Origin of the sequence: Wolbachia endosymbiont (group A) of Nomada flava (assembly GCF_964027055.1) — a bacterium.
Taxonomy (GTDB): Bacteria; Pseudomonadota; Alphaproteobacteria; order Rickettsiales; family Anaplasmataceae; genus Wolbachia; species Wolbachia pipientis.
The window spans coordinates 863,756-877,461 of sequence record NZ_OZ034725.1 but is presented as its reverse complement, the minus strand read 5'-3'; the positions used below and the strand labels follow the sequence as shown (position 1 = coordinate 877,461).

Genomic DNA, 13,706 nt, shown 5'->3' with positions numbered 1-13,706 from the left:
ATGATATATATTCAATGCTTTATTTATAGTTCTTAAAGCAAATGATGGAAGATTTAGCCTATAAATTAGTTAAAGTGACCGAAGCTGCGGCGCTTGCTGCATATAAACTAGCAGGCTTCGGCGATGAAAAAAAGGCTGATCAGGTTGCAGTTGATGCCATGCGTACAGTATTAAATTCAATGGAAATAAATGGTACTATCGTAATTGGTGAAGGTGAGAGAGATGAAGCGCCGATGCTATATATTGGCGAGAAGGTTGGCACTGGAAATGGTCCTGAGATTGACATTGCTGTTGACCCACTTGAAGGCACTACAATCTGCGCTCACTACAAACAGGGGGCAATGTCTGTTCTTGCTGCAACGAAAAAAGGTAATTTTTTACATGCACCTGATGTTTATATGGAAAAGATAGCGGTAGGAAAAAATCTTCCAGAGGGTGTAGTCTCACTAAAAAATAGCCTTGAGAAGAATCTAGACAATTTAGCCAAGGTAAAAAAATGCAAAGTGAATGATCTTGTGGTAACTGTACTTAAACGTGAAAGGCACAATGAATTAATAGAGAAAATCAGGAAATTAGGAGCAAAAGTTAAACTAATAGATGATGGTGATATTGCGGCCGTAGTTTCACTAGTAAATGGCAATCATGATATGTATATCGGTATAGGAGGAGCACCAGAGGGAGTGCTTGCGGCTGCAGCGCTAAGCTCTATCGACGGACAGATGGAGGGAAGATTAGTACTTGATACGGATCAGTTAAGAGAAAGAGCAAAAAATTTAAATATTGATGACCCAGAAAAAGTCTACGCCGTAAAAGATATGGCAAGAGGTGAATCAGTGTTCATTGCAACTGGAGTAACAAGCGGAGAACTTGTGGATGGAGTTGATAACGTCTGTTCAACTAGTTCTTTAATAATTCTACCTAATAAGCTGATAAAGCTGCAAACAATGCAGAACTTATGTTAGCTTTTTTAGTTTCTAATTTTAGCTTTACAACATTTAGCATTAAGATATAATCAAGTTTACTTATAACAATAGAGGTGTGAAATGTTTTCTAGTATTATAAATCTATTTAATGGTTTGTACAAAAATTCGAGTACCAAGGAAAGTGAAGAAAAGTTGACTCTTCTATCTCCTCAAGCAAATCTTCAATTCGATGAGATTCAGGTACAAAGTGTGCTCTCAGATTTTGAGGAATTGGAGTTTAAGGATAATAAGTGTTTTGACAAAATAGCAGACGATTATGAAAAGAAGGGGGAGAGTGCCCTTTTTAACTATGTAATATTGAATAAGCGGAAAGAAATAATCGATATATTAGATAGGAATCTTCCTCTTCTCGAAGAACAGGAGGAGTTTAGAAAGAAATATAGTCAATATGTTCTTCAAGTTGACAAAGGAATGAGTTATGGAAAAGAACTTCAAGATGGACTTCGGTCTTTTAAAGATAGGGCAGAAGAAGTGTTATCAGATTTTGAAAAATTGAATTTCAATTTTAAGGATAATAAATGTCAAGATTCTTCTGATTCTGTAAATTATAATAACGGCCGGCCAGCAGATCCATTTGAAAAAATAGCAAACTATTATCGACGGGAGAAGGAGAGCATTTTCCTTTTTAACTATGTGGTATTAAGTAAGCAAAGAGAAATAATGGATATATTGGATAAGAAGCTTACTTCTAAAGATCAGGAGGAGTTAAAAGAAAATTTTAAAAAGAGGTTGGGTAGATATCTTCTTCGAATTGACGAAGGAATGAATGATGCAAAAGAATTTCTAAACGAAGATGATCTAACTGGTTTCTTTGATGGATGTTATTGGCCAGACAAAAAGGCAGGACATCTTGTTAATCATTATGATAATCTTAGTATTAATATTACTAAACCTGGACAGAGTTTAGAAACTAGTCGTCTTTTTAGCAAAAAAACTAAAAGGATGGAAACAATTAAAAATGAGGTACAAAGGGTAAAAATATACAGTAATGATAAAAGAATAGTAACAATTGAGAAGAATGAGAAACAACAGAGGAACTACTCCTTTACAGAATTTGCAATATGTGACATCGAAATTAGTTGGGGTGCAAAAGATGAATCTGGAAAAGACCTTAACTGTACTGTTGTTCTAAATATAAATTTAGGTCAAGTTAGTATTAAAAAATCAACTATTGACGGTAAAGATGTTGAACCAAAGAAAATTTTAGAGTTAGCTAAGCAAAACGAGGCTGTGCTTATAAAAGGTAAAGCTTTACATGAAGTTTTAGCAGCACATTTCATTAAGCAAACACCATGTGAGGAAAAGAAGGATACGCAATCGCACGAGAATATTGTTGTACCTGGTTCTGGTGCACCTCGCTCGGCTATTGATGAGGAAATAACTGTAGAGCATCCGTCCGGGAAAGCGGCAAATAAAGATAATCATAGAGAAAATGTGAGTTTACAACAAATGGTGCCATGAAAGTAGCTGATACATAACTGTACGAACGTTTGTTTGCGAAGAAATGTTATAGCAGGTTTTGCCTCAAACACAAAGGTGTCATTCCAGTAGCCTCCTTCCCCTGTCATCCCAGTGCCCAGACACTGGGATCCAGGAAACTTAATTGCAAGCAATGCATTGGGTTTGGTGAGTATGGGTTTTGCGTTATAGAATGAAGCACTTTTGGTGAATTTATAAAGAAAACTGGATTCCAGACTGGAATGATACCATCTTGGATGGAAACCAGTGTCTGGGCACTGGGATGACATCCTCCCTAGTGGATTCAAATCACAATATTCGTATAGTAAGCACTGACCACTTTTGCTTCAATATTTGCGATGCCCCTGAGCAGATACAATTATTCTATTATCAGGAGGATGCCGTTAATCGCCTTGTATGATGCTACTTGTAACACTTATACCCTGAACGGAGACAGTTTAGGCTGTTATGCCTGGCGGCTTTATTGAAATAAGTTTTTCAACACTGCTAACAATAAAGTCAGTTATATCGTCAGCTACCTTATCGAATTTATTGTTTAGAGGTTGTCCGGAAACAAGTAAAAGGCTATAATATCTGAAATTTTAGTACGGGGTAAAGATGAGAAAAAAGTATCCAACAGATCTAAGCGAAAGGGAATGGGCAAGAATAGAAAAACACTTCAGAGTATCATACAAGAAAGGAGGAAGGCCGCCAAAGTATAGCAAAAGAGAAATATTAGAAGCAATTTTCTATGTATTGCGTACAGGGTGTCAATGGCGGTATTTACCAAATGATTTTCCGCTATGGAAGACTGTGTATGAGCAGTTCAGGCAATGGAAGAAGCAGGGAATTTTTGAGAAAATGAATTATGAAATATAGTAGAAGAAAAATAGGAAGGAATGAGCAGCCGAGTGCCTGTATAGTAGATAGTCAATCTGTAAAGACTACAGAAAAGGGGGGATCAAAGGCTATGATGGAAGTAAAAAAGTAAAGGGTAGAAAAAGGCATATAATTACAGACACTCAGGGTTTTATACTAGGTTGTTACGTAGGCGCTGCTAACGAAAATGATAGAGATGGTATTAAAATAGCATTAAACAATATGAGAACAAAATATACTAAAGTTAAAAAAATGTGGGCTGACATGGGATACCAAGGAAGAAATTTAAAGAATCACATAAAGGAAGAATATGACATAGATATTGAAATTGTTAAAAGGCCTCCATGTAGATTTTGGGTGCACAAAGATACGCCACCTGAGCTACTACCAACAAGAGAACAAGGGTTTAAAGTACAGCCAAGAAGATGGGTTGTAGAAAGGACTTTTGCTTGGGTTAATAGGAATAGAAGGCTATCGAAGGAGTATGATTTACTCACAACATCCACTGAGAATTTCATATACCTAGCTATGAGTAGGGTTATGTTAAAGAGGGAATATGCTTGAATTTACTTGTTTCCGGACAACCTCTAAATGAATATAAGTCATAAAGTTTGGTAAATATCTCATTTTGATAGTGCATAGGGGCAAATTCTAAGCAGATAAATTTTCCATGTGGTTTTAATACCCTGTGCGCCTCATTTAAAGCCTTCTTACGGTCAGAAACATTTCGAATGCCAAAAGCTATTGTGCAATAATCAAATTCGGAGTCTTCAAATGGTAAACTTTCTGCACTTGCACATACCCAATCAAAATTAATTTGGTTTGAATTTATAGCTTTATCACGTCCTCTGCTTAGCATATTTTGATTTATATCGCATACTGTAACCTTAGCACTTGGCTCTTTTCTTACTATTCTTATTGCTATATCTCCAGTTCCTCCAGCAACATCTAAAACCTGAGAGTTTTTTGTAAAATGCACACTATTTACCATCTTATCCTTCCATAATCTGTGCATTCCGAGGCTCATTATATCATTCATGGTGTCGTAGCGACTTGCCACGGAATCGAATACCTCTTTAACTAATTGCGATTTATTCTTGATTTTTATAGTAGACATTACGTAAAGTCTCTCAACTCCTTTATAATTGGTAAAAATTAATTTGAATTAACATAACGACAGGCCTTGAGCCTGTTAAAATCTTCTTCAGCGTGGTATGATGACCGAATTAGTGGGCTTGATGCAACCACTAAGAAACCTTTGGAGTAAGCAATGTATTTATAATGCTCAAATTCCTCTGGGGTAACATACCTATCAAGTTTTGCATGTTTTGGAGTTGGTTGTAGATATTGACCAATTGTAATAAAATCAACCTCAGCACTGCGCAAATCGTCCATAACCTGAAATATTTCCTCTTTTGTTTCTCCAAGACCAACCATAAGCCCCGACTTTGTGAAAACTTTAGGATTAATCTGCTTTACCATCTTCAGTAAATATAGTGAATGAAAATAGCGAGCTCGTGGTCTTATTTTTGCATACAATCTCGGCACTGTTTCAATATTGTGGTTATAGACATCAGGTGATGCAACAGCGATTGCTTCAAATGCTCCTTTCTTATTTAAAAAATCAGGAGTTAAAATCTCTATTGTTGTTTCTGAAGTTATCTTTCTAATTTCTTCTATGCACTGTATAAACTGATTTGCGCCACCATCTGGTAAATCATCACGATCAACGGAAGTAATAACAACATGCTTTAAGTTTAACTTTTTTATCGCTTTTGCTAAATTTTCTGGCTCATGAGGATCTAGTTTATCAGGAATGCCAGTTGCAACGTTGCAAAATGCACAAGCACGAGTGCAAACAGAACCGAGAATCATCACAGTAGCATGACGCTTATTCCAACACTCACCAATATTTGGACATGCAGCTTCTTCACATACTGTATGTAAGTTATGCAGTTTAACGGTGTTTAAGGTCTCATTAAATACTTCACCGGTCGGAGCTTTTGCTCTAAGCCATGGAGGCTTACTATGCATCTGAAACGGCTAACTCTACCTCTTGCTTTACTAAAACTTTTTTCAACCTTCTTTTTATCTTCTGCGCTTTCTCACTTAGTTTAATCGTTCTTGTGTTGAGCAAAAAAGCATCCAAATCACCTTTGTAATCTATAGTTCTCAAAGTTCTTGTTGCTACACGAAATCTAAACTTTTTATTCAATATATCACTCGTCAACGTAACCTTATGTAAATTTAAAAGAAAGGTACGCTTTGTTTTACGATTCGAATGTGATACCTTATTACCAAAAGATTTTTTTCTATTTGTTAATTCACAAACTCTACTCACTTCAATATACCAAATTATTCTATGTACTTAGATTACCTTATATAGTCAAATAGTCAATACTCTCTTGCTTAATTTTTATACCATATACTGCTTTATAGCCAAAAAATATCGTGATTTTTTCTATTATAAGAGAAATCATATGCTGAATTTCCAATGCTTTGCTGCCATTTGTTACTACCAGATGCAACACACCCGAATTTATATTCTGTGCATATGAGATCTTTTTCGGTTTTGTACACTCTGCTATTTCTTTCCCTACTATATTTCGCCAGTTTAAAATCAGACGTATTTCATTTTTGCTAATCTTATTTTTCATGCATTTTAATGCATAGTTTTCTATTATAGACTTTAATTTTTTTGGACCGCTACGTTTGAGCATTTTTCTGTTTTTTTAGTAGGTAGATAATATAAAAGTATACATATAACTTGAGATTTTGTCATTACTGCTACATGTTTGTGAGATACCGTGACGGTATGACCATAGTCGTCATTCCGCGGCGTGTTCGCGGAATCTAGCCCTGGTCACGCTACTTAGATGACAACCTTCTAACTGCTTTACAAAGACTCTACCCTCTGGCCTCACACCATAAAAAGCAGTATTTTTATGTAAAACTTATCTCAACGTAGCACTTGTCAAGTAAGTCGTTCCATTCAAAAATTTTTGTTTTGCCTCATAATTAACCTTATAGCTGTTTTAATTGTAATTGGTTAAATTATTATTAACTTGCTAGGCTAGATCCAAAAAATAGCATAATCAATATGCAAATTGTAATAGAAATCACGTTTGCGTATGGTTTATTGCTATGCGGTTAATCTTTCCTCAATCCAAGCTGCTTGAATAGCTTCGAGTATTTTTTCGTTACAGCGTTTTTCATCATCATCAAATTCCTCTAAACTCAAGACCTTTTTTTTAAGCTCAGTGAATCTGATACTAATTATATTCTCATCTGGAAATTTTTCCTCCAGAGCTTCTACAATATCTTCTATATCAAGCCATTTCATACTTTTTTGTATTTATCTGCTAAGTTAAATTGGTGCCCATGGGGAGACTTGAACTCCCAAGGTCGCAAAACCCACGGATTTTAAGTCCGCTGCGTCTACCGATTCCGCCACACGGGCTTTTTTTATCTATCTAGAGTAAAACTCTACTACTAAATTGACTTCCATGTCTGCTGAATAAGGAACCTCAGAATATTGAGGTGACCTCAAATACTTCACTGAATGCTCTTTACTATCTGCTTCTAAATAATCCGGAGCCTTGCGCTCTTGTTTTTGTTCAGCCTCTACTACTACAGGAATTTTTGCTACCCTTTCTCTTATTTTTATTATATCACCTGGCTTCACTCGATAACTCGATATGTTAACCACCTTATCATTAACTGTAACGTGCTTATGAGATATGAGCTGCTTTGCTGAGTAAATTGTTGGAACAAGACCAGAGTGGTATAAAACAGAACTTAATCTCGATTCTAAGATACCGATAAAATTATCAGCCGTATAACCCTTTCTGTTATAAGCATCTAAAAATGTACGTCTGAGCTGCTTACTTGAAATCGCATAGTAAAACTTAAATTTCTTATGTGCAGCAAACTGCTTACCAAAGTCGGATAACTTCTTGAATCCAAGAATACCATGTTGACCTGGAGGGTATTTCCTTTTGTTTACTGGGTCTTTAGCTCTACCCCATAAATTTACACCAAGTCTACGGCTAATCCTATACTTTCTAGTGATAACAGTTGTCATATAAAAACTCTCACGATTTAACTTTAGATTATTAAGGATTTTAGCACTCAGTGTCAACTTGTTTTTGCTGATATAATCTTTTATACTTCATTTTTAAGTTTTTCTATTAACACATGAATCATTCACATTTAAAATCTATGGCAAACGCCATCCGTTTTTTATCAATTGATGCAGTACAAAAAGCAAACTCTGGACACCCAGGTATGCCACTTGGCATGGCAGATGTTGCAACTGTTTTGTTTGCTAAATATCTGAATCATAATCCTGATGATTCTAAATGGTTCAATAGAGATCGCTTTGTTTTATCAAACGGTCATGGGTCAATGTTACTATATTCAATATTATATTTGACAGGTTATATTAGCATAGATGAGCTAAAAAACTTCAGGCAAATGGGATCCAAGACCCCAGGTCATCCAGAGTTTGGCTTGACTTCCGGAGTAGAGGCAACAACAGGCCCGCTCGGTCAGGGGTTTGCCACTGCTGTTGGCATGGCACTTGCTGAATCGATTCTTAAAGAACAATTTGGAGATAGCTTAATTAATCACTACACTTACGTGATGCTAGGGGATGGCTGTCTTATGGAAGGAATAAGCCATGAAGCAGCATCACTTGCTGGGCATCTTAAATTGAATAAGCTCATAGCCCTTTTTGATGATAATGATATCTCTATAGATGGCGCTACTTGTCTTTCCTGCTCTGATGATGTAGAGAAACGCTTCTTAGCGTATGGATGGAATGTTGACAAAATTGATGGCCACGATTTTGATGCCATATCCTTTGCAATAGAGCAAGCAAAAAAGTCTGGTAAACCTACAATGATCTGCTGCAAAACCATTATCGGAAAGTTTTCAAGCCGTGCTGGCACATCCTCTGCTCACAGTGGTGCTTTTTTGGAGGAAGACATTAAACAGATGAGAGAGAAATTAAACTGGAATTATGAACCATTCCATGTGCCAGAAGATGTGAAAAATGCCTGGAAGAAAACTGTTGAGAGAGCAAAACAAAACTACACGATGTCATTCCAGTGCTTGACACTGGAATCTAGGAAAGAAGAAAAAGAATGGATTCCAGTGTCAAGCACTGGGATGACAGAAGAGAATGCTGAGATGACAGGGTATCATGCAGAACTTCAAAGGCGACTAGATGAGCGTCTGCCGGATAACATCAATTCGGTGTCATTCCAGTGCTTGACACTGGAATCCAGTGAAAATAAAGAACTTCAAAGGCGGTTAGATAAACGTCTACCAGATAATATCGCTGGTGTTTTAGCTGACCTGAAGAAACAAATATGTGAGCTAATGCCAAACGAAGCTACACGTTCTTCTTTCGGCATGGTAATGGAACTTTTAACACAACATATGCCGGAATTAATCGGCGGTTCTGCTGATCTTACTGGGTCAAATTGCACTAAATATAAGCACATGCAGGTAATAAATAGCAATAATTATAGAGGCTCTTATGTCCACTATGGAGTGAGAGAGCACGCTATGGCAGCATGTATGAATGGTATGGCACTTCACGGCGCGATTCTTCCTTATGGCGGCACTTTTTTGGTATTTTCCGACTATTGCCGTCCTGCTATACGTCTTTCAGCTCTGATGAAGCAGCAGGTTATGTATGTCATGACTCACGACTCAATTGGAGTGGGAGAAGATGGCCCAACTCATCAGCCAATAGAGCATTTAGCCTCTTTGCGTGCTATACCAAATCTATATGTTTTTAGGCCAGCCGATGCAGTTGAAACTCTGGAGTGTGTTAGCATTGCACTCGAAAAAAAAGAGTCACCTGCACTGTTTGCGCTCTCAAGGCAAAACGTAAGTTACATGCATTCTGATATCGATCAATCTACTAATCTATCGAAGTTTGGTGCATATATTTTGTGTGAATGTTCAAAAGAATTAAAAGTGACGATATTTGCTACGGGGTCCGAGATTGAAATTGCAGTTGAAGCAAGGAAAAAATTGCAGGAAAAAGGTATAGGTACAAGGATTGTTTCTATGCCATGCTGGAGGCTTTTTGACGAGCAAAGCGATGAATATAAAGCGGCAATATTAAATAATGACAGCATTAAAGTTGCAATTGAAGCCGGAAGTGAAATGGGTTGGCATAAATATATAGGTTCAAACGGTATATTTATTGGCATGAAAAGCTTCGGAGAATCAGCACCTTATAAAACACTTTATGAGCATTTTAATATCAGTGCTGATCACGTAGTAAAATGTGTGTGTGAGAAACTGGTTTACATTCAGTAGACTTCTTGCATAACCATATGAAAGCCCACTCTTCTTTGTCATTCCAGCGCGTGACGTTATCCAAGATGATGTCATGCCAGTGCTTGACACTGGAATCCAGTTTTCCATCCAAGACGGTGTCATCCCAGTGCTTGACACTGGGATCCAGTTTTCTTTACAAATTCACCAAAAGTGTTTCATTCTATAACGCAAAACCCATACTCACCAAACCCAATGCATTACTTGCAATTAAGTTTCCTGGATCCCAGTGTCAAGCACTGGGATGACACCTTTTCCGGTAGAAGATCACTATCAAATCACATTGCTCTGGTCATTATGATCACCATTATTTTGTTCAACTGATTGATCGACCCTAGGTGAAGAAGAATCATCATAAGGTTGTGTGTCAGACTTTTCTTCGTCAGACCCAAATAACCATGAAAAAAAGCCACCAAGAAATGATCCTATTAATGAAAAAGGCTTCATAAGTATACTAAACAAACTACCAAAAAAAGAGCTCGGCTGTTCTTCTGTTTGTGCAGGTTCTATGGGAGCAACAGCCTCCACACCTTCAGCTTTTATATCAGTTCCTTTTTCTGCACTGGTGGTGCTGGTTTGTCCTCCATGATTTTGTGTTGGTGTGCTAGGTTCTCCAGAAGCACCAGCATCTTCCCCTTGACCCCCTTCACTATCTGTCGATGATTCATTCACTGGATCAGTTTTTTCTGCGTTTTGCAATAGAGCTTTTATTTCTTCGTTAGTAGTCAAATCGAAAGGAGTTTTCCCATCTTCATCTACTGCATTAACATTGATTCCGTCTGCTTTTAATAGAACTTGCACTATCTTCACATGGCCATTTTTAGCGGCATAATGTAAAGGAGTCTTTTCACTTTTATCCATTGCATTAACATCTGCACCTCCAGCTAATAGATCGTTTACGTTCGAAAGAAGTTCATCGCCAAGTTTGGCAAGAGTATGTAAAGGAGTTGTTTCATATTTAATCTCGGATTCTAGTGTAATATCTTTAGAAGTGTTAGAGTATCATATAGAAGTGAGTTTTGTTTTGTTATTCACATCAGTAATAATCTTTACAAAATCTACATCATTTTCAACAAAATCTTTGTTCAGTGATGCGTAATGATCAATGACTTGCTTTTTTATTGATTGATGAGATCTTTTAATATTTTCTATAATTTGATTTACTTCTGTTCGTGAGAAGCTAAAAACTTCAGTATTGCTAAGGGAAGATTGCTCACCATCCGAAGAACCAAAGAGTGGAGGGTATACACGATAATTAAAATCTTTGTATTTAAATGTAAGTGGCCCAGTTCCTATAAAATCTACTTTGTGATCTCCCTCAAGTTGTGATAAAAAATTATTCCATTTATCTTGGTTAAACTGATTGATATCAAGCCATGAGTAAACTAATACTTTATCTTGAACGTCTCCAGATCTTACATGAATACTGTTCTTCCAGTACTTCTCTTTACTGGATTTTATTTCTCTTTCTTTGAACTCGTCAGTATCAAGCTTTCCAATATCAAAAACACCGATCCACATACTATAGATGTTATTGTCAGCGTATTTCGAAAAGATTTGTCTAATCTGATGAATATTTTCAGCTAATTGCATTCTTTCACCCCCATTTAGAGAGCAATGAGAATTTATAAAAATGTTAGTTAGTTTATCTTGGTAATCGTGGTCTAATATTTTGCTACCAGAAAAATATTCACTTTTATCATAGTTTTTTCCTTCTTCTTTAATACTTACAGTTGAATTAGTACTTGTTTGTGTTTCTTCTTTAGCATTACCTTCTTGTTTTTCTTTCTGTTGTGTACCAGTATCTTCCCCTGGATTTCCTTCATTACTTTCCGGTGATTTACCACCTAGACCATCATCAGATTTTTCTGCAGGTTGCAATAGAGTTTTTATTTTGTCATCAGTGGCTAAATCAAAAGGAGTGTCTCCATTTTTATCTTTTTTATTAACATCTGCTCCTGCTCTTATTAGATCCTCTACTATTTCTTGGTCGTTATCTTGAGCAGCCAAATGTAGAGGAGTCTTTTTTCCATGTTTACCTTCTATATTAACATCGATTCCTTCTGCTCCCAGTAGCGCTTTCACTTTGTCTATCCTGTTCTTTGAAACAGCCCAATGTAAAGGAGTCCATTCTCCAAATTCATCTTTTACATTAACATTGATTCCTTCTGCTCCCAGTAGAGCGTTCAATACATTTATATCTATGTTGTCCTTTTTAACAGCTAAATGCAAAGGAGTATTGTTATGTACATCTACTGCATTAAGAGGTTGTCCGGAAACAAGTAAAAGGCTATAATATCTGAAATTTTAGTACGGGGTAAAGATGAGAAAAAAGTATCCAACAGATCTAAGCGAAAGGGAATGGGCAAGAATAGAAAAACACTTCAGAGTATCATACAAGAAAGGAGGAAGGCCGCCAAAGTATAGCAAAAGAGAAATATTAGAAGCAATTTTCTATGTATTGCGTACAGGGTGTCAATGGCGGTATTTACCAAATGATTTTCCGCTATGGAAGACTGTGTATGAGCAGTTCAGGCAATGGAAGAAGCAGGGAATTTTTGAGAAAATGAATTATGAAATATAGTAGAAGAAAAATAGGAAGGAATGAGCAGCCGAGTGCCTGTATAGTAGATAGTCAATCTGTAAAGACTACAGAAAAGGGGGGATCAAAGGCTATGATGGAAGTAAAAAAGTAAAGGGTAGAAAAAGGCATATAATTACAGACACTCAGGGTTTTATACTAGGTTGTTACGTAGGCGCTGCTAACGAAAATGATAGAGATGGTATTAAAATAGCATTAAACAATATGAGAACAAAATATACTAAAGTTAAAAAAATGTGGGCTGACATGGGATACCAAGGAAGAAATTTAAAGAATCACATAAAGGAAGAATATGACATAGATATTGAAATTGTTAAAAGGCCTCCATGTAGATTTTGGGTGCACAAAGATACGCCACCTGAGCTACTACCAACAAGAGAACAAGGGTTTAAAGTACAGCCAAGAAGATGGGTTGTAGAAAGGACTTTTGCTTGGGTTAATAGGAATAGAAGGCTATCGAAGGAGTATGATTTACTCACAACATCCACTGAGAATTTCATATACCTAGCTATGAGTAGGGTTATGTTAAAGAGGGAATATGCTTGAATTTACTTGTTTCCGGACAACCTCTAACATCAATTCCCTCTTTTCTAAGTAGAGCGTTCAATACATTTATATCTATGTTGTTCTTTTGAAGAACAGAATGTAAAGGAGTATCTTTATTCTTATCTGCTAAATTAACATCGATTCCATCTTTTCCCAATAGGGCTTCTACTACCTCTTTATGGCCCTTTACAGCAGCCCAATGTAAAGGAGTGTTTCCACCTTGATCTTTTGCATTAACATCGATCCCTTCTACTACCTTTTTGTTGTTATCTCGAGCAGCCCAATGTAAAGGAGTCTTTCCATCTTGATCTGTTGCATTAACACTTGCTCCTTCACTTATTAGACGCTTTACTTCATCAATATCACCACTTTCAGCAGCCTCAAGTAATTCAGCTGCGTTTTGCAATAGAGTTTGTATGTCTTGATTAGCGGCTAAACCTAAAGGAGTCTCTCCTTTATCATCCTCTGCATTAACATTTGCCCCTTTGTCCAATAGATCTTTTACTATCTCTGCATGGCTATTTTCAGCAGCCCGATGTAAAGGAGTCTTTCCATCTTTATCTTGTGCATTAACATCGATCCCTTTTACTTTCAGTAGGGCATCTACTGCATCTTTACGGCCATGTGCAGCAGCCCAATGTAAAGGAGTCTTTTCATCTTGACCTACTGCATTAACATCTGCCCCATTATCCAATAGATCTTTTACTATCTCTGCATGGCCATTCGTAGCAACATAATGTAAAGGAGTGTTGTTATATTCATCTACTGCATTAACCTCAGCTCCTTCACTTATTAGACGCTTTACTTTATTAGTATTACCTTTTATAATAGCAGAAAACCAATCATTATTTATACTTTGTAAATTACTCATCCCACACCTC

The 13,706-nt window shown here is 36.7% G+C and carries 14 protein-coding genes, 1 tRNA gene and 3 pseudogenes; 7 read left to right on the top strand and 11 right to left on the bottom strand.

Annotated elements, in window-relative coordinates:
* The first annotated feature begins 44 nt into the window (after window positions 1–44).
* On the top strand, window positions 45–962 hold the full coding sequence (glpX, locus tag AAGD70_RS04625; RefSeq protein ID WP_065095050.1) for a class II fructose-bisphosphatase: 918 nt from the start codon (window positions 45–47) through the stop codon (window positions 960–962).
* Window positions 963–1,043: 81 nt separating this feature from the next.
* Window positions 1,044–2,444: a hypothetical protein gene (locus AAGD70_RS04620; protein ID WP_082941415.1), complete on the top strand. Its 1,401-nt coding sequence runs from the start codon at window positions 1,044–1,046 to the stop codon at window positions 2,442–2,444.
* Here the strand turns inward: AAGD70_RS04620 and AAGD70_RS04615 are convergent.
* The gene (locus AAGD70_RS04615) at window positions 2,405–2,731 is read right to left on the bottom strand and encodes a hypothetical protein (RefSeq protein WP_245611065.1); all 327 of its coding nucleotides are present in this window, start codon (window positions 2,729–2,731) and stop codon (window positions 2,405–2,407) included. The genes AAGD70_RS04620 and AAGD70_RS04615 overlap by 40 nt on opposite strands.
* On the opposite strand from AAGD70_RS04615, the gene AAGD70_RS04610 reads away from it, so the two are divergent.
* Together AAGD70_RS04610 and AAGD70_RS04605 are read left to right on the top strand one after the other, a co-directional pair.
* Window positions 2,725–2,862, top strand: a complete 138-nt coding sequence (locus tag AAGD70_RS04610; RefSeq protein ID WP_156518105.1) for a hypothetical protein — start codon at window positions 2,725–2,727, stop codon at window positions 2,860–2,862. The genes AAGD70_RS04615 and AAGD70_RS04610 overlap by 7 nt on opposite strands.
* Window positions 2,863–3,059: 197 nt before the next feature.
* Window positions 3,060–3,884: pseudogene (locus tag AAGD70_RS04605) on the top strand (IS5-like element ISWpi1 family transposase).
* A gap of 10 nt (window positions 3,885–3,894) precedes the next feature.
* Here AAGD70_RS04605 and AAGD70_RS04600 read toward each other — a convergent pair.
* The 7 genes and pseudogenes from AAGD70_RS04600 to rpsD form a co-directional block, all read right to left on the bottom strand.
* Window positions 3,895–4,437: pseudogene (locus tag AAGD70_RS04600) on the bottom strand (ubiquinone/menaquinone biosynthesis methyltransferase); the annotation flags it as partial.
* Window positions 4,438–4,475: 38 nt separating this feature from the next.
* A complete protein-coding gene (lipA, locus tag AAGD70_RS04595; RefSeq protein WP_065095488.1) occupies window positions 4,476–5,354 on the bottom strand; it encodes a lipoyl synthase in 879 nt (292 codons plus the stop codon).
* Window positions 5,347–5,661 (bottom strand): 50S ribosomal protein L28, encoded by a 315-nt coding sequence (gene rpmB, locus AAGD70_RS04590; RefSeq protein ID WP_006279619.1) that lies wholly within the window; start codon window positions 5,659–5,661, stop codon window positions 5,347–5,349. Before rpmB ends, lipA begins: the two co-directional genes overlap by 8 nt.
* A 37-nt stretch (window positions 5,662–5,698) precedes the next feature.
* Window positions 5,699–6,040, bottom strand: coding sequence for a DUF721 domain-containing protein (locus AAGD70_RS04585; RefSeq protein ID WP_010082513.1), 342 nt, complete (start codon window positions 6,038–6,040; stop codon window positions 5,699–5,701).
* A 422-nt stretch (window positions 6,041–6,462) separates the two neighbouring features.
* Window positions 6,463–6,663, bottom strand: a complete 201-nt coding sequence (gene iscX, locus AAGD70_RS04580) for a Fe-S cluster assembly protein IscX (protein ID WP_010962556.1) — start codon at window positions 6,661–6,663, stop codon at window positions 6,463–6,465.
* 30 nt (window positions 6,664–6,693) lie between these two features.
* Window positions 6,694–6,780, bottom strand: a tRNA-Leu gene (locus AAGD70_RS04575).
* A gap of 9 nt (window positions 6,781–6,789) precedes the next feature.
* Window positions 6,790–7,404 (bottom strand): 30S ribosomal protein S4, encoded by a 615-nt coding sequence (gene rpsD / locus AAGD70_RS04570; RefSeq protein ID WP_065095068.1) that lies wholly within the window; start codon window positions 7,402–7,404, stop codon window positions 6,790–6,792.
* A gap of 113 nt (window positions 7,405–7,517) precedes the next feature.
* On the opposite strand from rpsD, the gene AAGD70_RS04565 reads away from it, so the two are divergent.
* Both AAGD70_RS04565 and AAGD70_RS04560 read left to right on the top strand, forming a co-directional pair.
* Window positions 7,518–9,659, top strand: a complete 2,142-nt coding sequence (locus tag AAGD70_RS04565; protein WP_065095412.1) for a transketolase family protein — start codon at window positions 7,518–7,520, stop codon at window positions 9,657–9,659.
* A gap of 17 nt (window positions 9,660–9,676) precedes the next feature.
* Entirely contained in the window at window positions 9,677–9,925 is a 249-nt protein-coding gene (locus AAGD70_RS04560) for a hypothetical protein (protein ID WP_156518052.1), read from the top strand.
* Window positions 9,926–9,950: 25 nt separating this feature from the next.
* Here the strand turns inward: AAGD70_RS04560 and AAGD70_RS04555 are convergent, their stop codons facing one another.
* Together AAGD70_RS04555 and AAGD70_RS04550 are read right to left on the bottom strand one after the other, a co-directional pair.
* Window positions 9,951–10,640, bottom strand: a complete 690-nt coding sequence (locus tag AAGD70_RS04555; protein WP_245611042.1) for an ankyrin repeat domain-containing protein — start codon at window positions 10,638–10,640, stop codon at window positions 9,951–9,953.
* A gap of 39 nt (window positions 10,641–10,679) precedes the next feature.
* Window positions 10,680–11,909: an ankyrin repeat domain-containing protein gene (locus tag AAGD70_RS04550; protein ID WP_065095413.1), complete on the bottom strand. Its 1,230-nt coding sequence runs from the start codon at window positions 11,907–11,909 to the stop codon at window positions 10,680–10,682.
* Between the two features lie 91 nt (window positions 11,910–12,000).
* Here AAGD70_RS04550 and AAGD70_RS04545 point away from each other — a divergent pair.
* Window positions 12,001–12,825, top strand: a pseudogene (locus tag AAGD70_RS04545) (IS5-like element ISWpi1 family transposase).
* On the opposite strand, the gene AAGD70_RS04540 reads toward AAGD70_RS04545, so the two are convergent.
* Entirely contained in the window at window positions 12,800–13,696 is an 897-nt protein-coding gene (locus tag AAGD70_RS04540; RefSeq protein WP_065095407.1) for an ankyrin repeat domain-containing protein, read from the bottom strand. The pseudogene AAGD70_RS04545 and the gene AAGD70_RS04540 overlap by 26 nt on opposite strands.
* Window positions 13,697–13,706: the final 10 nt, after the last annotated feature.

Bases quoted from the DNA above. Each gene is read 5' to 3' on its own strand.
- AAGD70_RS04615 (WP_245611065.1), bottom strand. From the start codon at position 2,731: ATGTCATCCCAGTGCCCAGACACTGGTTTCCATCCAAGATGGTATCAT.
- AAGD70_RS04565 (WP_065095412.1), top strand. From the start codon at position 7,518: ATGAATCATTCACATTTAAAATCTATGGCAAACGCCATCCGTTTTTTA.
- AAGD70_RS04540 (WP_065095407.1), bottom strand. From the start codon at position 13,696: ATGAGTAATTTACAAAGTATAAATAATGATTGGTTTTCTGCTATTATA.
- rpsD (WP_065095068.1), bottom strand. From the start codon at position 7,404: ATGACAACTGTTATCACTAGAAAGTATAGGATTAGCCGTAGACTTGGT.
- glpX (WP_065095050.1), top strand. From the start codon at position 45: ATGGAAGATTTAGCCTATAAATTAGTTAAAGTGACCGAAGCTGCGGCG.
- AAGD70_RS04610 (WP_156518105.1), top strand. From the start codon at position 2,725: ATGACATCCTCCCTAGTGGATTCAAATCACAATATTCGTATAGTAAGC.
- AAGD70_RS04620 (WP_082941415.1), top strand. From the start codon at position 1,044: ATGTTTTCTAGTATTATAAATCTATTTAATGGTTTGTACAAAAATTCG.
- iscX (WP_010962556.1), bottom strand. From the start codon at position 6,663: ATGAAATGGCTTGATATAGAAGATATTGTAGAAGCTCTGGAGGAAAAA.
- lipA (WP_065095488.1), bottom strand. From the start codon at position 5,354: ATGCATAGTAAGCCTCCATGGCTTAGAGCAAAAGCTCCGACCGGTGAA.
- AAGD70_RS04560 (WP_156518052.1), top strand. From the start codon at position 9,677: ATGAAAGCCCACTCTTCTTTGTCATTCCAGCGCGTGACGTTATCCAAG.
- AAGD70_RS04585 (WP_010082513.1), bottom strand. From the start codon at position 6,040: ATGCTCAAACGTAGCGGTCCAAAAAAATTAAAGTCTATAATAGAAAAC.